Raw genomic sequence first — 21,909 nt, forward strand, 5'->3', positions numbered from 1 at the left:
TTTTTTATACCTGCAATTTACGAATTTCTCAGGCGTCTAAATTTTCATTAGCGGATGTAACAGTGCAAGTTTACGAAACAGTGCTAACTTTGTAGTGTGAATCGGTAGGACCTTTTTGCAATAATATATAAATCGCCACAGGTTAAGGCACCGGCCACTGAGGCTAAAATAAGCCAAGTGTTATCGCTCTAGTTATCTATTTATTCATGTGCTCAAGGGATGCTTTAGAAGTGTTTAGCCTTGCAGCCAATAATAGGTAATTTAAACAAAGCAGGTAATTATTATGTTACCAATAAAAGTTTCTATCAGTGTATTTAGTTTGTTTGTAAGTTTTTCACTCATGGCGCAAGAGCAAATAATTAATGTTGCTCAAAAGCAAGATACCCAAAACGCACGAGAAGAGTACCTCAATGAGTTATTAGTACGTGCACTTGAAAGTGTTAACTACCCCGGTGTTATCCGAATGACCCCCATATCAGAACTGCAAAAGCGTAAGCTAATAAACCTAGATGATAACGAATTAGACATGTATTGGAGTATGAGTAGTCCAGAGCGAGAGGCGCTTGCTTTGGCGATAAAAATACCACTATTTAAAGGCTATATAGGTAAGCGAGCTTTATTAACTAATAAGCAAAACTTGGCGCGCTTTAAAAAGGTAAAAAATATTGAGCAGCTAGCTACGTTTTCGGCTGTACAAGGGCACAACTGGCCAGATACAAGAATAATGTCCTATAACGGATTACATGTAAGGCCGCTTACTAACTACCAAGCCATGTTCACTTTAACGAGCCGTGGTCGAATAGATTACTTTCCTCGCTCGTTTATTGAGGTTAACTCTGAACTTATTGAAAACAAACAAAGTAATTTAGTAATCGTGCCTAATTTATACATAAGTTATCCAACCGGTATTTATTACTTTGTGACTAAGAGTAAACCTGAATTAGCAAAGGCTGTTGAAGAGGGATTAATAATGATGCAGGAAAGCGGTGAATTTGACGCATTATTTAATGAATACTTCGCAAAGGATTTAAATACACTACCTTATACAAAAGGCAAAACGATAGAGATTAAGCTCGATAACCCTTATTTTTAGGCACAAAAAAAGGAGCCTGAGCTCCTTTTTAGCATGCTATTAATAGCATCAAATTAGCGAAGTAACGACTCAGTTAGTACTGGACGAATTTCACGAATAATTGCTTGAGTCAATTTTGGTGAACCACAGATAATATTGCCGCTGTGGTTATAGTTATTACCACCAGCGAAATCTACAACCATACCGCCCGCTTCTTTAACCATAAGTTCGCCTGCAGCAGAGTTCCAAGGTTTTAAACCAATTTCAAAAAATCCATCAACACGGCCAGCTGCAACGTATGCCATATCTAAAGCAGAACAACCTGCGCGGCGAATGTCTGCAGTGTGTACAAATAATGCTTTAAACGCTTCAGTGTATGCATCCATGTGGTTTTTGTTTTTGAAAGGGAAACCAGTAGCAAGTACAGTGCCTGCAAGAACCGTAGTTTTGCTAACACGTAGACGTTTGCTGTTTAACTGAGTGCCTTGACCGCGAGATGCAGTGAAAAGCTCACCACGAATTGGATCATAAATAACAGCTTGGTCTAAACGACCTTTAACTTTAAGTGCGATAGAAACCGCGTAATGAGGGATACCTTTGATGAAGTTAGTTGTTCCATCGATAGGATCTACAATCCATTGGTAATCATCATCCTTGCCTTTATGCTCACCTAATTCTTCACCAACAATAGAGTGAGTAGGGTAAGACTGTAAAATAGTGTCACGAATTACGGCTTCGGCTTCTTTATCAATGTTAGTTACTAAGTCGTTAGCGCCTTTTTGTTGCACTTCAACTTTTGATAAATCTTCACTTGCGCGAAGTAAAATTTTGCCTGCGTTGCGCGCAGCGCGAACCGCAATGTTTAACATTGGATGCATGGTATTACCTTTGGGTTGTAAAAGAACGTTTATATATTTCAGCCGGCGTATTTTAGCGACTTTTGACATAAAGTAAACAATAAACCCCAAATACTTATGTTTGTTTTTTATACAAGATTGAAAAATGTCTATATTTTTAAAAAATAATAATGAGCAATTAATAAGTCATTATGTTCCTTTGTGTGTTAATTAAATTGAATTAATTTTAAATAACGCTTTACCTAAAGTTAGCTTGAGGTTTTATCGTGCCCCTAACTTAATTGATAGGACAACATTATGTATTTAGAGCACGTAAACTTAGTCGCGAGTGATATAGATAGTATGCTTAAATTTTATCGCGCTGTATTTCCACATTGGTCGATTAGAAGTGAGGGCAGAGGCGATTGGCATGGAAAACCAAGACGCTGGGTACACTTTGGAGATGACACGCATTACATTGCGATAAGCGATCATGGTGAGGGTGAAAACAGAAACTTATCGGGCCATCAAATTGGTTTTGCACACTTTGCTTATGTAACTAATAATTTAAGCGCAGTAGTAATGCGCTTAAATAAAGTGGGTTTTACAGTAAGCAAGCAAGGTAGCGAGAATCCTTTCAGAAAGAATGTCTACTTTATTGATCCCGCCGGGTTTGAGGTGGAATTTGTAGAGTATTTAAGTGATGTACCAAGCGAGCGAAATAACGATTTATAATAAAATACTAAGCAGCACGCTAAAGTGCTGCTACTCAATTATAGTGAGCGGTTATTATTACCGGTGCCAAACTGGGTTTTTAGCTCATTTGCAAAGCTCATAAATTTTTCTTTAATTGTGCGCTTTATTTTTACTTCAACCGATCCCATAACTGCCTTTCCTTCAATATGAATAGTAGGACCTTGGCGTTTGTTAAGCGACACAGATTTATTTTCAAGACTACTTAAAATACAAAACATTTTAGACACTACATTTACATGCTCTGGTACGTAAATCTCATCACTACCAAAAATACAGTTAACGTGAATAGTTACATTTTGATGCGCAAAAATGGCATCGGTAAAATCTAGCACCACCGATCCCATAAAGTTACTCAAATATATATTCTTTGGCACGACCCACTGACCGCTTCGCTCGTTAGAGCCTAAAATGCTGCGTAATGTAAAATCATCATCACTGTTTTGTTGTGCACTATAATGTGGTGTAAATTGCGATTGTTTTTCTGCTTTATATTGCTGATCAGTATTAAGTGTTAAATCTTCTACTAAGGCTAAAAGAGCTTCGTTATTAGGTGCATCCATCGCGTTATCTAAGCGTCTCTCAAATGCATCAACAGAAATAACCCCATGACTGTAATTATAAATTAATTGATCAATTACTTGTTCGCGTACTTGCTCTATTGGGCGGTCTTCGACTTTTACAGACATGGGGCATTCCTTATTATATTTACTATTAATACAGCTCTTGATGTTTATATGCAAAGCACGCACCAAATATAATAACCTTAATTATCAATGATTTAATTTTAAATGATGTTTTATGTTTTGTTATATTAACGATAGATTAACCAAAAATGCAATTATCTAGTTATTTTCACTATTTGAGAAAGTTTTACCGAGTAGCCTGTAAATAGTTACACAGCTATAGATAGTGCCTTATCCCAAAATTACATCAAGTTATTGAAATGTATATATAAATAAAGTTGGCCTAAAGCTCGCATTAGTTAAAGTGTCTTTAATCAAAAGGAGAAAGATTATGAAAACATTTAACAAATCTATTATCGCAGCTCTAGTTCTTGGTACTACGGCTATGGGTGCCCAAGCAAACAGCTGGGAAAACGAAAGTAAAGATGCTTGGATTGATGGTAAGGCAGAAACAGTTCTACTTATGAACACTAATCTAAACAACTTTGACATTAACACTGATGTAAAAAATGGCAAGGTAGTACTTACAGGTAAAGTTAATAGCGAGCTTGATAAAGAGCTAGCAGAAGAACTTGTACTTAGCCTAGATGGCGTATCTGATGTTGAAAACAGCCTTACCGTTGTTAAAAGCATGGACACAAAAGATAGAAGCAAAGACATGATGGACGATGATGATAACGACTTAACGGACGCTAAAATCACCACTGTAATCACAACTCGCTTCCTGTTTGATTCAGAAGTTGGTGGTACAGACATCGATGTTGATACCGACAACGGTATAGTAACTCTGAATGGCTCAGTAGAGTCTGAAGCTGAAAAGCAGCTAGCAGTTAAAATTGCTAAAAATGCTGAAGATGTTCGTGACGTAGTTGATAAACTATCTATTATTGCTGAATAACACAGTATAGTTAAGGCCCACTAACACTGGGCTTTACGCCTTTTTAATGCTTAATTTAAATGGAGTTTAATCATGGATATTATTCGTATAATACTTTCAGTTTTATTGCCGCCATTAGGTGTATTTTTGCAAGTTGGCTTAGGTATGCATTTTTGGTTAAATATTGTATTAACACTGTTAGGTTATTTCCCAGGGTTAATACATGCAATCTACATTATTGCGAAAAAATAATGACAGATTATATATTGTGTAAGCCGACTACTGAGGTTTAACTAAATAAAAACTTCAGTACTGATCGGCTCACAATATCAGTTTTTAAAGTAAATATTTTTTATCAAAATCTAATTTTTAATTGACTCAAACTAAGTGATTTATTTCTTGTAACTCACTCCCAACATTCCCTCAGCCACACCTATCGTTTACTTCAATTAAGCTTTCTAACTAACAGCAGTGTTCTGATTCTGTATTGATGCCATTTAGGAAGTCTTTAACATTAGTTTGTTTATATATCTACAATACGCGATTAATTACTCTATTATTAAGTGGCAATATTACCATCACTTCTAGTGTTATCATTAAACCAAGTTTTTACGCATATTGAGGTAGCTAATTGAATATTCGACTTATACTGTCAGGCGTTGTGTCATTCGTTTTTTATTTTAGTTGGGCCTACTGGGCAAATAGTTCGGCAGATATTGCTAAATCTGTCACGTTTCAAGCTGCATTAGTACAAGGTTTGTATAGTGGATTTGTAACGCTGTTTTTTACTTTTATTTTAGAAAAGGTCGTCAACAAGTATAAGTCTAGTTATGTAACGCTTGCGTTTGTAACTCCAATTATTTGTATGTTTCATTCTAAAACACCACAAAACGTAGCAATACGACAAAGCTTCAATAATGCAATTAACTCTAGCGCCTCGTATTTAGGTAACAAAAAAATAGCAGGTGTACTTTTTGCGCCTATTATTCCGATTACTGTTCAATCGAGCTTAGTGATTATGGTGAATGTAATTAATCAGACACCTAATTTGGCACTTACAGTAGCCCCAAGCATATTTTTTACAGCCTTGTATGCCTACACATATATGTTAGCTTTACTTAAAAAAGTAGAGCGTTAAATATAAAAGACTACATGTGGGGGGAAGGTTTTTATAATTTAATGCAGAAAATATCATGGGAAATATCTTACATTTTATGCTTATACCCACCTAAAAGATTACTATTTAAGCAGTTAGCTTACTGATTGTTAAAATAAAGGTGTTTGGTAGTGACAAGCACCTAAAAAGTTTTTATACTGCAACCCGCTTTAGTCGCTCTGTGACTGAACGCTTCAAAAATTAACTGCCTAGCAGTTATATAAAAGTTGGCCCCTTAGCTCAGTTGGTTAGAGCACACGACTCATAATCGTTAGGTCCCCAGTTCGAGTCTGGGAGGGGCCACCACTTTTACAAACTTTCCAAAAAAATACCTACTCAAATTATTTAATGCTACATGAATTTAATATCGTGTAATTTATTATTCTTTATTTACCCCTAATAATAAATATAATTTAAATAAAGTTAATCCATAGATTAAGCTAAGCTTTCTTAAATTTGAAAGAGTGCGAATGCACTATTAAATTCCAGCGTTAGATCGGACGCTATTCATGCTCTGTCTTGTAAATAATAATGAGCTGCATCTGATTTCAGAATACAAAAAAAGCCCCTATTGGGGCTTTTTACTTGCTAGTGTTTACTTCTATTGCTCAAAACTACAAGAGTTAACTAATTTTTACGGTATATCTCATGCTCAATATCGTAAATATTTACGCTTAGGCTGTCTGATGCTCTGCAGTATGTTTTTAAGCATGAAAGTAGCAGTTCGCTTAACATTTGTTTTTGCTCAATTGAGCGCCCAGCCAATATATGTACCGCGATATGTATAAACCCTGATTTTCCTGCGCCAAGTTGATATTGCTGATAAGCAATAGCGCGCGTTTTTATGGTTTCTAACTCAAATAAATCGCTTTCAAAGGCGGTATTGTGAATTTTTTCTACGAGAACTTGTGGTAATACAGGGAGGTCTTCTGAGTGTTCAATAATAATGTGCGGCATTTAGGCGTTTCCTATTATGAGTTACTGCATGAGCGAGAGTTAATTGTATCAAATACAACAGGGTTCGCTAAACCCTGAGCTATCTAAAATCTTTACTTTAAACTAATTTAGTCGTATTTATTTTTGATGTTAGTATAAAAACATACAGGTGAACCTTCGCTTAGTAACGTAGGTGCTAAGTTACTTATATATTAATTAAGGATAAGTATGAAATTACCACAAAAATTTAAACGTTTAGTTTTACTTGCAGGTGCTGTTGTTACATTAAGTGCTTGCTCTGATGATGTTGCGTCGGTAAGTCTTGGGTTATTTACAACTAAAGATGTTGTAGTTAATTCGCAGCAAGATCCCATTGTTGAGGGCGTTACTTGTCATATTAGTCATATAGAGGCTAATTTGGATTTTTCTGATCCCTCTGATATGTCTATAGCGTGTCGTCAAACGGGGCCTATTACAGCGCAGCAGCTACAAAAAATAGACCGCAGTAAATCAGGTGAAGTGATATTCAAATCATCTAAAAGTATATTATTTAAATCACTAAAAGTGCGCCGTATTTACGATGCTGAGAATCGTACTTTATTGTACTTATCGTACTCAACTAAAGAATCCAGTGGTAGCCACCACCATGCGCTATCAACAGTGCCGCTATACAATACTCAAGCGTGGGATTGGGCGCTTACACAGAAAGACTAAACTAGCACTAAAACTTATAAGAGCACCTTATGTTAGCTTTATTTAAATCGGCACCTTTATTGGAAGATCAAGAGCAGCAATGGCTTATTGATACATTTATTTGGGCTGTAGAAAATTTTGATGCTGAGTTTTTTACAAAGCAAACACAAATAATACTGCCAACGGCCACTTTCTTCCCTGATTCGGTATCGAGCATTGAGGAAATGGCGAGTAATGTTTTTACCCGCGTTACTAATTACGCGGGTATGAATGCATGGCCTATTCAATTAGTTGCACCTCAGCAGTTACAACCACAAGTTTTTCCGCACTTTGAATTTAGTGATGAAATACGTGGCGAAGGCAGCCACCTAATTGTGCCGCCAAGCCATAAGGTCAGTATCTCTTTTAACCCTAATCAGATTAATCAGCCACAAGATTTAGTGGCAAGTTATGCGGGTACTCTGGCCACCATACTTATCCATCACGTTGGGGTGCTACCGCCAGGCGGTAGGGAGTATTTACCACAAGCTGCCGATGCACTTGCTTGTTTTTTAGGATTTGGTGTGATGATGAGCAACACGGTGTATCAGTTTAAAGGCGGTTGTGGCTCTTGTTATAATCCATACGCTAACCGTGAAGCTAAGTTAAGTGAAACACATACGGTATTTATGCATGCCCTGATTAGTTACTTTAAAAACGATAAAGTGTCTAAAAAACATTTAAAGCCGCATTTACGTGGTCAGTTCAAAAAAGCACAAAAAGAAATTAAAGCATTGGTAAATAACTCGGCTAACCCGCTGTTATTAGCTTATTCGCCAAACTAGCAAGGATCTGCGTGGAATACTTAGATGAATTTTTACTGATTGTTATTGCTCATTTTTTTGCAGTAGCAAGCCCAGGGCCTGACTTTGCCGTAGTACTTAAGCAAAGTGTGCAACAAGGAAGGCGCAATGCATTGTGGACAAGCGCCGGTGTTGGCGCTGCTATTTTACTGCACGTTGCCTATTGCGTTTTAGGTGTTGCGCTTATTTTAACGCAATCGCCTAGTTTATTTATGGCGCTTAAGTATCTTGCCGGTGCATATTTAGCTTATTTAGGCGTACAAGCACTCAGAGCTGCAAAACCTACAGCAAGTAATGAAGGCGAGGCTGCAAAAGATGTTGAAAACAAAACCGTCCAAGAAGAATCCGTTTGGCTTGCTTTTAGGCGCGGCTTTTTCACAAATGCATTAAACCCAAAAGCCACGTTATTTTTTATGTCGTTATTTACACTCGTGATTAGCCCAACAACACCGACTAGCGTACAGATCGGTTACGGTGTGTACATGGCACTGGCTACTTGGGCGTGGTTTTCAATGCTTTCAATAATACTTTCTAGAAATAATGTAAGGGGTTTTTTCCAACAACGCGGTTATTGGTTTGACCGTGGAATTGGCGTTATTTTAATTGCCCTTGCAGTACGTGTTGTTATTTAACTTATTTAAAAAGTACAGGAGATAAAATGCCGTTATATAATTTTTCGTTTGGCTCTAATATGTCATCTAATCGTTTGTTAGCGCGCTTACCTAATGTAAAGCGTGTAGGAACAGCGGTACTTAAAGGTTACGAGCTAACTTTTGATATGCTATTTAAAGATGGCTCTGGCAAATGCAGTATTTGCCCAAGCGATAAAGAAGGCGCGCTGGTTTACGGCGTTATTTATGAGCTTAATGAAGATGAAAAAGTTATTTTAGATGGTATTGAGGGCGTAGGTTACGACTGCGTAGATATAGCCCCAACGCTTCTAACGGGTGAGACTGTAACTGCACATTGTTATATAGCTAATACCCACGACAGCGATGTACTCCCATACGATTGGTACATAAAACACGTTCATCGCGGATCACTTGAAGCGGGCGTACCAAAAGAATACAGTGATGCGATATTAAATCGCGCACAAAAAAGCGATACCAATCAAGAGCGCGCAGCAATTGAATTTGCAGTTCATCAAAAATAATAAAATAGGATTGATATGAAATTAACCAAACTTGCCGCAATGGCACTACTAGCAGGCACTACATTTAGTAGCTGGGCACAAGTTGATACCAACAAAATTGACGATGTTATTAAAGCCTCAATGGCACGTTTTGACGTACCCGGAATGGCAGTTGCCATTGTTGAAAACGATAAAGTAATATTTGCTAAAGGCTTTGGTGTAACTAATCTCGATACCAACAAAAAAGTAAACAAAGACACCTTGTTTGGTATTGCTTCAAACACGAAAGCGTTTACAACAGCAGCGCTTGCCAAGTTGGTTGATGAGGGGAAGTTAAGCTGGGATGACCGCGTAATTGATCATTTACCAGAGTTTAGATTATACGACTCATACGTAACACGCGAAATGCGTATTCGTGATTTATTAAGTCACCGCAGTGGGCTAGGGCTTGGGCAAGGCGATTTAATGATTTGGCCAAGTACCGATAAGTCAGTTGATGAAATTTTAGCGGGATTACAGTATTTAAAACCAGCGAGCAGTTTTCGTAGCAAGTATGCTTATAACAACTTGATGTTTGTTACCGCTGGTGAGGTGGTTGCACGTGTGTCGGGTATCAGCTGGAACGATTACATCGAAAAAAATATATTACAGCCGCTGCACATGGATAACTCACGCGCGGGATTTTCACGTATTCCAAAAAGTAATAAAAACTGGGCGACAGGTCATATTCCTATGGATGGCACGCTTCATCCATTTTTTGTGAACTACCTAGAAGATTTTAGAGGTGCAGGTGCCATTGCTTCAAGTGTAAGCGACATGAGCCAATGGCTTCGTACGCAATTAGCGGGCGGTAAAATGCCAAGTGGCGAGCAGCTATTTAGTGAAAAGCAACAAGCGCAAATGTGGCACCCACATATTACGTCTATGGCGTCTAAAAGTGCGTTTGAATCGTATCATCAGCAGTTTAGGGGTTATGGGTTAGGTTGGAGTATTGAAGACTACCACGGCTTTAAAAAGCTAGGTCACGGTGGTGGTATTTTAGGGATGGTATCGCAAGTTACTTTATTGCCTGAGAAAAAACTTGGTATTGTTATTTTATCTAATCAACAAGCTTTTGGTGCACTTTCGGCAGTAACCCACGAAGTACTTGAAGATGCACTTGAGCTCGAAGATAAAGACTGGGTAGAGGATTTAGCTAAAAGTCATTTTGAAGGTAAGCAACATGCGTACGCTAATGCAAAACCAGAAGCCCCCGCTGACTACCAACCACAATTACCAAACATTAATTACACCGGTACATTACATGATGATTGGTATGGCGATGTAATTATTGAGCAGCTTGATAGTAAATTGCATATTGATTTTACGCATACCAAGCGCTTAAAAGGCACACTTGAGCATTACACTGGTAATACATTTATTGTTAAGTGGGATGAAAAGCTACTTGAAGCGGATGCATTTATTCGTTTTGAAATGAGCTCACAAAACCGTGTAAACAGCGCTAAAATGCGTGCAGTATCAACACAAGTTACCGACTTTAGCTTTGATTTTAGAAACCTACATTTAAAAGCAAAATAGCTAATAACATTAGTATTTAAAGTACCGATATTTAAAGTATCAATATTTAAAGTATCGATATAAACCAAAGTCGCAAAGCCACCCGTCGGTGGCTTTGTTATATTAAGCATTCAATTTACTTTGGCTAGGAGCATTTTATGCGTACTGCAGTTATTTCACACCCTCATTGCCGTAAACATAAAATGATAGACGACCATCCTGAGTGCCCAGAGCGCTTAGATGCAATTACCGACAGGTTATTAGCCAGCGGTGTAGATGTTGGCTTAACACACCTGCAGGCACCTAAGGCCGAGCGTGAGCATTATTTACTTGCTCACGATGAGGCTTTAGTTAAACACGTAGAAACTACACTACCAACCGAAGGACTCGCTAATTTAGATGGCGATACGTGGTTGTGCCCCGATTCGTTTAAAGCGATTGAGCGGGCAGTAGGTGCCGGGTTGTTAGCTGTTGATGAAATACTTGCCGATAAACTCGATGCTGCTTTTTGCTCAGTACGCCCGCCAGGGCATCATGCTAATAAGGATTCATCATCTGGGTTTTGTGTGTTTAATAACTTAGCTATTGCCGTTAAGTACGCACAAAGCAAAGGGATTAAGCGGATTGCGATTGCTGACTTTGATGTACACCATGGTAATGGCACACAAGACATTTTTATTGATGACGAAAACGTACTGCTTTGTTCGTTATTTCAGTATCCGTTTTACCCAAATACAGCGGTTAAAAATAATAGCCATATAGTTAATTCTCCTTTGCCAATTGCCAGCAATGGCGATGACCTAAAAGAGGTATTTACTGGGCAATGGCTACCAAAATTAAAAGCGTTTAAGCCTGAATTACTTTTTATAAGCGCAGGGTTTGATGCACACCTAGAAGATGATATGGCGAGCTTAAAGTTTGTAGAGGATGACTACATTTGGCTTACCGAGCAACTATGTGGTGTTGCTAAAGAGGGCGGCTGCAAAGGTGTTATTTCGTATTTAGAAGGTGGCTATGCGCTATCAGCTTTGGGTAGAAGTGCTGTAGCGCATATAAAAGTGCTTACTGATATCTAAATAAAGAGAGTGTTTATAGCCCTAATAAATCAAACGCCTGCGCTGTGCTTAGGGTTTTTATTTTACCAAGGCAGCATTGACCTTCATTTAATAAGTAAGCTGTAACAAGCTGTGCTAGCTGCTCGCCATTCAATTTAGGGTAAACAGTGCCTTGTAAATTAAGGTAGTCACCTTGCTTGTTAAGTACTCGCACATCGCTTAGTTCACTTTGCATAACGCTGTGTAAGCACTCTTGTTGCTCTTGTTGGTTATGGGCTATCTCAAGCTCATTATAAATAACCAATAACTGTGGGTAGCTGTTTAACATAGCCCGTTAACCTACGGTTACTTCATAAGACGTAAATTTACGAATATTAATAACGCCTTTTTCAAAAATTAAGTATTGGCCTTTAATACCTTGTAAAACACCACTTACAACAGGGTCTTTATCAAAGTTAAATGAGCTGATTTTTGTTGGGTATTCGGTTACTGGAAAGTTTAAATCAACCACATCTTCATCAAGTTGTTCTATTGCTGTTGCGCCAAATAATTCACTGAGCTCGTTTAGCTTTTCACTAATTTGTGGGATCAGCTCGGCTGCAGCTGCTTTTAAGTCAATTGCTTCGTTTTGACCTTTTAGCATATTGCGCCAATTCGTTTTATCGGCAATAAATTCAGCCAATGCAACTTCCACTAAACCTGATTGCAGGCGAGTTTGCACTTTAAAAATAGGTAATGCTTGAGTCGCGCCTTGATCAACCCAACGAGTTGGTATTTGTGTGTGGCGGGTAATACCTACTTTTAACCCAGAGGTGTTAGCGAGATATACATAGTGTGGGATCATGCAGTTTTCTTCGCCCCACTGTGGCTCTCGGCAAGTGCCTTGATCGTAGTGGCAGGTTTCTGGTTTCATAATACACATATCGCAACTAGCGAGCTTGCGCATGCATACAAAACAGTGACCTTGAGAATAGCTTTTTTTGGTTTTTTTACCGCAGTTAGAACATAAAATAGTGCCACTAAAGGTAAGCGTAAGCTCCTTACCTATAAATGCATTTAAGTCTACTAGGTGTTCACCTACAGGTAAGTGATATTGTACTGGTTCGGTTAAGCTCGATTTTAATTTACGCAGTGTGCCTTGCATCTTTACTTGGCCCCTAAAGATGTTAAAAAGAGGAGTCTAACATTTTTAAGCTATATTGGCTTTTTAAGAAGTGTAAATAGTCGGTGTAAGGCAGTGCTTTTGCGTATAAATAACCTTGGGCGTAGTCAGCGTTCATATCTTTGAGTAAGTGATGGATTTCCTGGGTTTCTACCCCCTCAATTGTTATTGATAAATTGAGGTTATGCGCCATATCAATGGCTGTTTGTACAATAACCTGGTGAGTAGGGTTATTAGGTAAATCAAAAACAAATGACTTATCTATTTTAAGTTCACTAAAGTGATAATTGACTAAGTAGCTAAGTGACGCATAGCCTGTCCCAAAGTCATCCAGTACTACTTTAATACCTAATGCGGTTAGCTCATCAACTAACTTTATAAGTGCATCCTGGCTATCTACGAAGGCCGATTCGGTTAGTTCAAATTTAAGTAACTGTGCCGGCACTTGGTATTTAATTAAAATATTTTCTACTTTTTCGGCTAAGTTATTTATAGTTAAGTTTTTAGCGCTTAAATTTACGCTAATTGTGTGCTCGTTATAGCCATTTTTTGTAAGCTTGACTATGTCTTTACAGGCTTGCTCTATTACCCACAGTGTTAGCTCGTTAATAATGCCTGTGTGCTCAGCAAGTATTATTAGTTCTTCAATTGATAAGTTGCTGTAAGTTGGGTCGGGCCAACGTAATAAAGCTTCAGCACCACTTACGTGGTTACTTAATAAGTTTATTTGAGGTTGGTAATAAAGTGCCAGTTGATTTGTTTTGATGGCTTGTTGCAGCTTAGCGGCTAGAGCAACGTCCATCATTAGATTATTACCGTTTGACGATGACCCAACTTGATTAACGCTACCTTTTGCTTTTTTAAGCGCTAAATATCCACGCTTTAACCAATATTCAAAGTCGTTACTCTTACCTGCACTACTAATACCTATACTGTAACTAAGCTGCAGGTTTAGCCCTTTAATTTCATATTGTTTTGGTAGGCTGCTAATTATTTTAGTCAGTAGTGCTTCTAGCATTTCTTGGTTTTGTGTTTTAGTAGAAATACAGGCAAATACGCCACTGCTTAAATCGGCTAAGCGTGGGCTGGTGTTTAAATCTGTTTCGAGGTTTGTAAATTCGCGTTCATGGCTGAGTTCTAATTCAAGCTCTTTGGCTACATGCTTTATAAGTGTGTAGCCCTGAGAAGAGGTAATAATTGTATTGAGCGAATTAAAGTGACGTATTTTTATTAAACATAAAGTTGTTGAGCGGTTTTGGCTTTGTAGCGCCATAAATGCTTGTTTTAGCTTGGAGCTATTAAGTAACTTTGTTTGTTGTGTGTGCGTGGCATGGTAAAGCGCACGTTCGCGCTGATACCTTACTCGGTCAGCTAACGCCATTGCCATTAAAATAACTTCGCACAAAATAGCCATTAAAAAGGCATGGCGGGAGGTAAAGCTATAAGCCAAAAAGCCGGTGAGCTCCATAGGCTGTATTACCGCACCAAATATCAGCGGTATCCACGAAAGTACATAAAACTTAGCCCACCTAAGGCCGCTACGTAGCTTGTTATAAATTAAAATAATACAAACAACGTATAAAAGTGCCATTACACAAAAAAACAACGGGGCTGCAATGTACTCAGGAATAAATAGACTAGCTATAGCCATTACTGACATAAACAAAAGCAGTTTTACGCTCATTTTGTATCGCCAGCAATTGTCCTTGTGATAGCGTAAAAACATAGTACAAAAGGCGAGAGTGAAAAATGATATTGCGTAGTTAAAAAATATGACTTTTTCGTGAATATATAACTGCCATTGCACTGGCCATAAATAAAATCCAAAACCAAGCACTGCACCCAATAAGGTTAACGCACTAATGATATAGCCAATATAAATTAAATAAACACGGTCTTTTATGCCAAAATAAAGCACCAAGTTATAAAGCGCAGCCATCAATAGCACGCCTACAAAAATACCCCAGATCCCAGTTTGAGAGCGCACTAAGTCAATAAACTCTTTATCACGATATAAGTTTACAGGTGTTTTACTTATGCCGACTGTGTCTATTTTCATTACTAGGCGCTGTGACGATTTTCTTTCTACTAAAAAACGAATATGCGGTACGCTGTATTCAAACAAAGAGAGGGCTTCTTCTTTATCGCCGAGTTTGTATGTTTCAATTAGTTTGTTGTTTTTATCGAGGCGATAAACCGTAAGGTGATCGACCATAGGGTTGTCAAAATGTGCCACAACATTTTGCTTGTTAAGGCTTTTATTTTCTAAATCAAGAAACAACCAATAGTTTTGCTGGCTAAAACTCCATGGAACATCTGAAAATGGTTGATGAGTAAGTAATTCAGGTTGGTTAATGATGGTATCGAATGTTTTAGTTTTGGTTTCGTCAATATAGTAGGCGTAATCGAGGTACATTGGAGCCGTTTTATCAATTGTATATCGTGTAGGCACGACAAGGTTTGATGCCAATGTACTGATTATAAAAAATATAAATATCAGTATGGCAACAGCAATTGCATGGTAACGTAAAGTTCTTAGTTCCAACGTTAATTTACTTTTAAAAAACCTTTTAATTAGTGTAGCACTAAAAAAGCGCAGATAAACTGCGCTTTTGTAGTTAAATTAACTGGTTATACCAATGAATAGGTATTACAGGCTATTGCTCGCGTGCAATAGCACGGTAAGCTATATCAGTACGATATTCCATACCATCCCAGCTAATTTGTTTAACAAGCTCATAGGCGCGCTGCTGCGCTTGCGTAACGGTGTTACCAAGTGCTGTTGCGCATAATACGCGACCGCCTGCGGTTACAACGTCATTGCCACTTTGCTTAGTACCCGCATGAAACACTTTTTCACCCGCAGGGTAATCAACTTTTAGCCCCGAAATTGCATCACCTTTAGGGTAATCACCAGGGTAACCTTTAGCTGCAAGTACAACACCAACGGCTGCGCGTGGGTCAAACTTAATCGTTGTTTTATCAAGTTCTACACGGTTAGCAGCTTCAATCAATTCAACTAAGTCTGATTGTAAACGTAGCATCATTGGTTGAGTTTCAGGGTCGCCAAAGCGACAGTTGTACTCAATTACTTTAGGGGTACCTGTTTCGTCAATCATCAAACCTGCGTATAAAAAGCCGGTGTACGGATGGCCTTCGCTTGCCATGCCTTCTACCGTAGGGTAGATCACTTCATTCATAATACGCTGGTGGATTTCATCCGTAACAACTGGCGCAGGTGAGTATGCACCCATGCCACCCGTGTTAGGACCGGCATCGCCATTGTAAGCGCGTTTATGGTCCTGACTGGTAGCAAATGGTAATACGTTTTTGCCATCAACCATTACAATGAAAGACGCTTCTTCACCGTCTAAAAACTCTTCGATAACAACACGACTTCCCGCATCACCAAAAGCATTACCCGCAAGCATATCGCGAATAGCATCTTCGGCATCGGCTTCCGTCATTGCTACAATTACGCCTTTACCCGCAGCCAAACCATCTGCTTTTACAACAATTGGCGCGCCTTTTTCTTTTAAATAAGCAAGGGCAGGGTCAATTTGTTCAAACGTTTGATAATCGCCTGATGGAATATTGTGGCGCGCTAAAAAATCTTTAGTAAACGATTTAGAGCCTTCAAGCTGGGCTGCGCCTGCCGTTGGGCCAAAAATAGCCATGTTATGTTCACGAAACTTATCAACAACACCCAGTACTAACGGTATTTCTGGACCTACAATAGTAAGCTCTACCTTGTTTTGCTGTGCAAAACTAAGTAAACCCTCTAAGTCGTCAACGTTTATTGCTACGTTTTCAAGTTTTGGTTCAAGTGCAGTACCTGCATTACCTGGGGCTACAAATACAGTATTTACTTTGGTGTTTTGAGCGGCTTTAAACGCAAGTGCGTGTTCGCGGCCGCCGCTGCCAATGACTAAAACATTCATGGCGAAAATTCCTATTTAAAGCGGTTTCTTAAATTTCAGCGTCATGCGGTCGCTTTCACCAATGGCTTTATATTTGTCAGCATCTTGTTCGCCGAGTCTTAAGCTTGGTGGTAGCGTCCATACACCTTTAGGGTGATCGGCTGTATCTTTTGGATTTGCATTTATTTCACTGCTTGCTACTAATTCAAACCCAGCTTGTTTAGCAAGGTCTACTACGTAGCTCTGCTTCATATAACCTGATGTTTTTTGATCTTCGTCAGCACGCTCTTCAGCTAAACGGTGTTCAACTAAACCTAATGTACCACCTGGTTTAAGGGCTTTATAAAAAGCTTGGAATGCACTTAATGCACCGCTTTTATCTTTGCCCATATACCAGTTATGCACATTACGGAAAGTTAAAACCATATCGGCACTGCCAGCTGGCGCAATATCTAAATGTGTTACAGGTGCAAACTCAGTAATTTTAACGCTACTAAAGCGCTCATCTTCAGCTACTTTTTGTTTAAAGCCCGCAAGAGAGCGTTGGTAGTAGCCAACTGATGAATCAGCAGGAAAGTGCGCGGCATAATAAGTGCCTTGCTCTTTTAGTGCTGGCGCTAAAATTTCACTATACCAACCACCGCCTGGCGCAATTTCAACAACTGTCATAGTGGGTTTAAAGCCAAAAAATGCCAGTGTTTGAGCCGGGTGACGATATTCGTCACGAACGCTGTTTTTAGCGCTACGTTCGCTTGATTGAAGTGCATGCTCAAGGCTCGATTCGTGGTTATGGCTAAGCGCCATAGTCGATGTCATCGTTAGTGTGGCTACAAGTAGCGATTTTAGCGCAAATTTCATTGTTTGTTCCTTCACATTATAATTTTAAATAGGTTATTGAATAATCAGAATACGTGAATTTATAGCAAACAAAAAGGGTTAAACCAACGTTTAACCCTTTGTGTGATTAGTGGCGGAAATGGCGCATACCAGTAAGTACCATTGCCATGCCAGCTTCATCAGCAGCTGCAATCACTTCTTCATCACGCATTGAGCCACCAGGCTGAATTACCGCAGTAATACCAGCAGCTGCGGCTGCGTCAATTCCATCACGAAATGGAAAGAACGCGTCAGACGCCATCACTGAACCTTTAACTTCAAGATTTTCGTCTGCGGCTTTTATGCCTGCAATTTTAGCTGAGTATACGCGGCTCATTTGGCCTGCGCCTACACCAATGGTCATACCGTCACGGGCATAAACAATTGCGTTTGATTTAACAAACTTAGCTACTTTCCAACAAAATAGTAAATCTTTAAGTTCTTGCTCTGTAGGTTGGCGCTTAGAAACAACTTTTAAGTCGCCTTGCGTTACCATGCCTAAATCGCGGTCTTGAACTAAAATACCGCCGTTAACGCGTTTAATATCTTGGCCAGCTGCTTTACCTGTCCACTGTCCACATTCTAATAAACGAACGTTCTTTTTAGCTTCAACAATTTTTGCAGCGTCGCTCGAAATACTAGGTGCGATAATTACTTCAACAAACTGACGATCAACAATTGCTTGTGCAGTTGCTGCATCTAGCTCTCGGTTAAAGGCAATAATGCCACCAAATGCTGATGTAGGGTCTGTTTTAAAAGCGCGCTCGTATGCTTGTAGAATATTGTCCCCAATTGAAACACCACACGGGTTAGCATGTTTTACAATTACGCACGCAGGTACGTCAAATTCTTTAACACATTCAAGTGCTGCATCGGTATCTGCAATGTTGTTAAACGAAAGGGCCTTACCTTGCAATTGAGTTGCTGTTGCAACTGATGCTTCAGCAATGTCACTTTCAACATAAAAAGCAGCATCTTGATGTGAGTTTTCACCGTAACGCATATCTTGCTTTTTAGTGAACTGCATATTGATAGTACGTGGGAATTTAGTCTCTACAGCAGCTTCCTCGGTGTAATCAGGAACCATTTTACCGAAGTAGTTAGCAATCATGCCATCGTATGCGGCAGTGTGCTCGTAAGCAGCAATCGCTAAGTCAAAACGTGTTTTATACGTAGTAGAGCCATTGTTGTTTTGCATTTCACTAATAACACGGTCGTAGTCGCTCGCGTTTACCACGATTGTTACGTCTTTGTGGTTTTTAGCGGCTGCACGAACCATTGTAGGGCCGCCAATATCAATATTTTCAATAGCATCTTCAAGGCTGCAGTTTTCTTGAGCGACTGTATTCGCAAAGGGGTATAAGTTAACTACAACTATGTCGATAGCAGAAATGTTGTTATCTGCCATTACGCTTTCATCTTGTCCGCGACGGGCTAATATGCCGCCGTGAATTTTTGGGTGAAGAGTTTTTACGCGACCATCCATGATTTCAGGGTGGCCTGTGTGATCTGATACTTCAGTCACTTTTATGCCGTTATCAGCAAGTAGTTTACATGTGCCGCCAGTTGATAATATATCAACGCCTTGCGCTTCTAGTGCGCGGGCAAATTCAACAATACCGGTTTTATCAGACACACTTAATAGTGCGCGACGAATGGGACGATGAGTATCCATTGTAGTTTGATTTCCTCAGTTAATGAGCTAGCTTAGAAGCGGGCATTTTAACTGATTACAACTCAAAAAACGACTTATAAAGCGCCGATGAGGGTGAGCATTTTGCAACTCGGCTATTAAACTACGGGCATAAAAAAAGCACCCTAGGGTGCTTTTTTAATAATTAGCTGTGATAAATCACAGCCAGCATATTAGTTCATGCCGTATTTTTTAAGCTTTTTACGTAAAGTACCACGGTTGATACCTAGTAAAATTGCTGCACGAGTTTGGTTACCACGTGTATATGTCATTACTTCTTCAAGTAATGGCGCTTCTAGCTCTGAAAGAACAAGGTCGTAAACGTCTTGCACATCTTGACCGTTAAGCTGCTTTAAATAGTGGTGAACAGCTTTTTTTACTGCATCACGCAATGGCTGCGGTTTCTCGTGTGACTGAACATGAGGGTTAGTGATAAATGGAGAAGTCACGTTTTGTTCGAACATTATTAAGTCTCTTTCTTTCTTAGTTAGCTGCTAGTGTTTTAAAGTATTGCTCTAATGCGACGACCTGTGCTTGTGGGTTGTCGAGCGCATTAAATACTCGCCTAAACTGACCATCACTGTCATGGGTTTGCAAATACCAAGATACATGTTTGCGAGCAATTCGCGCTCCCATTGGCTCACCGTAAAACAGATGGAGGTTTGTTAAATGCTCCATTAAAATACTGCGCACCTCTGCAATAGCAGGCGGCTGTAAGTGTTCCCCAGTTCGCAAATAGTGGTCTATCTCCCTAAATATCCAAGGGCGACCTTGGGCGGCTCGGCCAATCATAATGGCATCTGCACCCGTATAGTCTAAAACCTGTTTTGCTTTTTCTGGTGATGTAATATCACCATTGGCAACAACAGGAATCGACACTGAACGTTTTATATCCCTAATCGTGGCGTACTCAGCATCACCTTTGTACATACATGCGCGCGTACGCCCATGTACAGCAAGTGATGCAATGCCATAACGTTCAGCTATTCTCGCAATCTCTACACCATTACGGTTATCCGGATCCCATCCTGTACGGATTTTAAGTGTCACAGGTATATCAACAGCATTAACGACTGCATCAATAATCTCTTCCACAAGTTCAGGAAACTGTAATAAGGCAGAGCCTGCGAGTTTCTTGTTCACTTTTTTTGCTGGGCACCCCATATTGATATCTATGATCTGTGCACCGTTAGCAACATTGAATTGTGCGGCCTGCGCCATAAGCTCAGGATCTGCTCCTGCAATTTGCACAGCGCGTATACCCGACTCACCGCTGTGATCCATACGGTTCATCGACTTTTCCGTTTTCCAAACCTTAGGATTAGACGATAGCATTTCAGAAACAGCTAGCCCTGCGCCTAAACGACGGCAAAGTTGTCTAAATGGTCTGTCTGTAATGCCAGCCATTGGCGCGACAATTACATTATTCTCAAGTTGGTATTTACCGATACGCACTATATTCAATAGGCCTCTTTTCAAGGGGCGCTAAGTTTACGGTTTTTTTCACAAAAATCAAAGGCTATAAATTGAACAAAAGTAACTTTTTTTTGCCCTTTTCGTATTGACATTTGATAACCACATGACAAGTAGGTTGATTTGTTTGAAATTTATACAAGTTTTATTTTTTACACAATAATCAGAAAACTTTTAATATGTAAAAAAATAGTAAAGCCTGTTAAATACAGGCTTTACATGCAGGTTTTGAGTTAATGCTCTAAATTTGGTTATGCAGTTTATTACGCTTTTTTAGTGCCACTTACTCGAGTCCAATCACCTTCAACGGCAATGTCATCTAGTTCAATAAACGGTGCATAAATATCAGCAACTGATTGTGCTTGTTCTTCTAAAATACCCGACATTGCAATCTTGCCGCCAGGCTTTAATAAACCTAAAATTACACTGTGCAATTCGCGAAGTGGCTGGGCTAATATATTTGCCACTACTATGTCGGCGGTAAACTCAGGTTGGTTTTCTGGAAGGTATACTTCAAGTTTGTCTGCAACGCCATTACGGTTAGCATTATCTAAGCTTGCCTCAAGCGCTTGAGGATCAATATCAATCCCAATCATGCGCTCTGCGCCTAGTTTTATAGCTGCAATACCTAAAATGCCTGAGCCACAACCAAAATCAACAACCGTTTTACCTGTTAGATCTTGGCTTTCTAACCACTTAAGACATAAGGCCGTTGTTGCATGTGTGCCCGTACCAAAAGCAAGGCCAGGGTCCAGCAGTACATTTACTGCATCAGGATCTGGAATGTCGCGCCAGCTTGGACAAATCCATAGTCTTTCACCAAATTGAATAGGGTGGAAGTTATCCATCCATTCACGTTCCCAGTCTTTATCCTCAAGCTGCTCTATTTTGTATACTAAATTGTCTTTTAGTTCATCATGGCGTTTCAATAACGCAACGACTTCATTCATATCGTGATTAGCTTCAAACAAGCCAATTACTGTTGTATCAGCCCAAAATACAACGGTGCCAATTTTGGGTTCGTAAATAGGGGTGTCTTTTGCGTCAATAAAGGTTACTGAAGCACTACCCGCTTCCATTAATAGGTCACTTACTGCATCTGCTGTTGCAGCATTGGTGTTAATACGAATTTGGATCCAAGCCATGATTATTTCCTTCAAATAGAAAAAAGGCCGCTATAGCGGCCTTTT

23 protein-coding genes and 1 tRNA gene are annotated in these 21,909 nt (G+C 39.4%); 12 read left to right on the forward strand and 12 right to left on the reverse strand.

Features of this window, described 5'->3' with window-relative positions; genetic code table 11:
• Window positions 1-283: 283 nt before the first annotated feature.
• Complete coding sequence (locus I6F47_RS08685) at window positions 284-1,093, forward strand: substrate-binding periplasmic protein (RefSeq protein WP_010553382.1); 810 nt, start codon at window positions 284-286, stop codon at window positions 1,091-1,093.
• 53 nt (window positions 1,094-1,146) lie between these two features.
• On the opposite strand, the gene suhB is transcribed toward I6F47_RS08685, so the two are convergent.
• On the reverse strand, window positions 1,147-1,950 hold the full coding sequence (gene suhB / locus I6F47_RS08690; protein WP_002957826.1) for an inositol-1-monophosphatase: 804 nt from the start codon (window positions 1,948-1,950) through the stop codon (window positions 1,147-1,149).
• A 276-nt stretch (window positions 1,951-2,226) separates the two neighbouring features.
• Here suhB and I6F47_RS08695 point away from each other — a divergent pair, with 276 nt between their 5' ends.
• Entirely contained in the window at window positions 2,227-2,643 is a 417-nt protein-coding gene (locus I6F47_RS08695) for a VOC family protein (RefSeq protein ID WP_165722426.1), read from the forward strand.
• A gap of 38 nt (window positions 2,644-2,681) precedes the next feature.
• Here I6F47_RS08695 and I6F47_RS08700 read toward each other — a convergent pair whose 3' ends face one another.
• Entirely contained in the window at window positions 2,682-3,350 is a 669-nt protein-coding gene (locus I6F47_RS08700) for a LiaF domain-containing protein (protein ID WP_024597540.1), read from the reverse strand.
• Window positions 3,351-3,678: 328 nt separating this feature from the next.
• Between I6F47_RS08700 and I6F47_RS08705 the strand changes: the two genes are divergently transcribed.
• The 4 genes from I6F47_RS08705 to I6F47_RS08720 all read left to right on the forward strand — a co-directional run bounded on the left by I6F47_RS08705 (window position 3,679) and on the right by I6F47_RS08720 (window position 5,686).
• Window positions 3,679-4,245, forward strand: a complete 567-nt coding sequence (locus I6F47_RS08705) for a BON domain-containing protein (protein WP_165722428.1) — start codon at window positions 3,679-3,681, stop codon at window positions 4,243-4,245.
• Between the two features lie 72 nt (window positions 4,246-4,317).
• Complete coding sequence (locus I6F47_RS08710) at window positions 4,318-4,476, forward strand: YqaE/Pmp3 family membrane protein (protein ID WP_121953763.1); 159 nt, start codon at window positions 4,318-4,320, stop codon at window positions 4,474-4,476.
• Window positions 4,477-4,855: 379 nt separating this feature from the next.
• On the forward strand, window positions 4,856-5,362 hold the full coding sequence (locus I6F47_RS08715; RefSeq protein WP_101162741.1) for a hypothetical protein: 507 nt from the start codon (window positions 4,856-4,858) through the stop codon (window positions 5,360-5,362).
• 247 nt (window positions 5,363-5,609) lie between these two features.
• Window positions 5,610-5,686 (forward strand) — tRNA-Ile (locus tag I6F47_RS08720).
• A gap of 321 nt (window positions 5,687-6,007) precedes the next feature.
• Here the strand turns inward: I6F47_RS08720 and I6F47_RS08725 are convergent.
• On the reverse strand, window positions 6,008-6,337 hold the full coding sequence (locus I6F47_RS08725; RefSeq protein WP_024590599.1) for a 5-carboxymethyl-2-hydroxymuconate Delta-isomerase: 330 nt from the start codon (window positions 6,335-6,337) through the stop codon (window positions 6,008-6,010).
• 207 nt (window positions 6,338-6,544) lie between these two features.
• On the opposite strand from I6F47_RS08725, the gene I6F47_RS08730 reads away from it, so the two are divergent.
• The 6 genes from I6F47_RS08730 to I6F47_RS08755 all read left to right on the forward strand — a co-directional run bounded on the left by I6F47_RS08730 (window position 6,545) and on the right by I6F47_RS08755 (window position 11,616).
• Entirely contained in the window at window positions 6,545-7,030 is a 486-nt protein-coding gene (locus I6F47_RS08730; RefSeq protein ID WP_121953764.1) for a CreA family protein, read from the forward strand.
• A gap of 29 nt (window positions 7,031-7,059) precedes the next feature.
• Window positions 7,060-7,833 (forward strand): hypothetical protein, encoded by a 774-nt coding sequence (locus tag I6F47_RS08735; protein WP_121953765.1) that lies wholly within the window; start codon window positions 7,060-7,062, stop codon window positions 7,831-7,833.
• An 11-nt stretch (window positions 7,834-7,844) separates the two neighbouring features.
• Window positions 7,845-8,483 carry a LysE family translocator gene (locus I6F47_RS08740; RefSeq protein ID WP_165735441.1) on the forward strand — a complete coding sequence of 213 codons (639 nt, stop codon included), beginning with the start codon at window positions 7,845-7,847 and terminating at the stop codon, window positions 8,481-8,483.
• Window positions 8,484-8,509: 26 nt separating this feature from the next.
• Window positions 8,510-9,004: a gamma-glutamylcyclotransferase family protein gene (locus I6F47_RS08745; RefSeq protein ID WP_007586500.1), complete on the forward strand. Its 495-nt coding sequence runs from the start codon at window positions 8,510-8,512 to the stop codon at window positions 9,002-9,004.
• Window positions 9,005-9,019: 15 nt separating this feature from the next.
• Window positions 9,020-10,561, forward strand: coding sequence for a serine hydrolase (locus I6F47_RS08750; protein WP_197183698.1), 1,542 nt, complete (start codon window positions 9,020-9,022; stop codon window positions 10,559-10,561).
• 137 nt (window positions 10,562-10,698) lie between these two features.
• Window positions 10,699-11,616: a histone deacetylase family protein gene (locus tag I6F47_RS08755; RefSeq protein WP_010553374.1), complete on the forward strand. Its 918-nt coding sequence runs from the start codon at window positions 10,699-10,701 to the stop codon at window positions 11,614-11,616.
• 13 nt (window positions 11,617-11,629) lie between these two features.
• On the opposite strand, the gene I6F47_RS08760 is transcribed toward I6F47_RS08755, so the two are convergent.
• From I6F47_RS08760 to prmA, 9 genes are all read right to left on the reverse strand, one after another.
• Entirely contained in the window at window positions 11,630-11,923 is a 294-nt protein-coding gene (locus tag I6F47_RS08760) for a hypothetical protein (protein WP_197183699.1), read from the reverse strand.
• A gap of 6 nt (window positions 11,924-11,929) precedes the next feature.
• On the reverse strand, window positions 11,930-12,739 hold the full coding sequence (locus I6F47_RS08765; protein WP_010553372.1) for a DUF2797 domain-containing protein: 810 nt from the start codon (window positions 12,737-12,739) through the stop codon (window positions 11,930-11,932).
• A gap of 22 nt (window positions 12,740-12,761) precedes the next feature.
• Window positions 12,762-15,302 carry an EAL domain-containing protein gene (locus I6F47_RS08770; RefSeq protein WP_197183700.1) on the reverse strand — a complete coding sequence of 847 codons (2,541 nt, stop codon included), beginning with the start codon at window positions 15,300-15,302 and terminating at the stop codon, window positions 12,762-12,764.
• Between the two features lie 112 nt (window positions 15,303-15,414).
• Entirely contained in the window at window positions 15,415-16,698 is a 1,284-nt protein-coding gene (purD, locus tag I6F47_RS08775; protein WP_182193902.1) for a phosphoribosylamine--glycine ligase, read from the reverse strand.
• 15 nt (window positions 16,699-16,713) lie between these two features.
• Window positions 16,714-17,535, reverse strand: coding sequence for a class I SAM-dependent methyltransferase (locus I6F47_RS08780; RefSeq protein ID WP_007586523.1), 822 nt, complete (start codon window positions 17,533-17,535; stop codon window positions 16,714-16,716).
• Window positions 17,536-17,641: 106 nt separating this feature from the next.
• Window positions 17,642-19,228, reverse strand: a complete 1,587-nt coding sequence (gene purH / locus I6F47_RS08785) for a bifunctional phosphoribosylaminoimidazolecarboxamide formyltransferase/IMP cyclohydrolase (RefSeq protein WP_007586526.1) — start codon at window positions 19,226-19,228, stop codon at window positions 17,642-17,644.
• A 191-nt stretch (window positions 19,229-19,419) separates the two neighbouring features.
• Complete coding sequence (gene fis / locus I6F47_RS08790) at window positions 19,420-19,710, reverse strand: DNA-binding transcriptional regulator Fis (protein WP_002957804.1); 291 nt, start codon at window positions 19,708-19,710, stop codon at window positions 19,420-19,422.
• 19 nt (window positions 19,711-19,729) lie between these two features.
• Window positions 19,730-20,701, reverse strand: a complete 972-nt coding sequence (gene dusB / locus I6F47_RS08795) for a tRNA dihydrouridine synthase DusB (RefSeq protein ID WP_010553368.1) — start codon at window positions 20,699-20,701, stop codon at window positions 19,730-19,732.
• Window positions 20,702-20,982: 281 nt separating this feature from the next.
• Window positions 20,983-21,864, reverse strand: coding sequence for a 50S ribosomal protein L11 methyltransferase (gene prmA, locus I6F47_RS08800; RefSeq protein WP_197183701.1), 882 nt, complete (start codon window positions 21,862-21,864; stop codon window positions 20,983-20,985).
• Window positions 21,865-21,909: the final 45 nt, after the last annotated feature.

This window comes from Pseudoalteromonas sp. NZS37 (genome assembly GCF_015864265.1).
GTDB lineage: Bacteria > Pseudomonadota > Gammaproteobacteria > Enterobacterales > Alteromonadaceae > Pseudoalteromonas > Pseudoalteromonas arctica.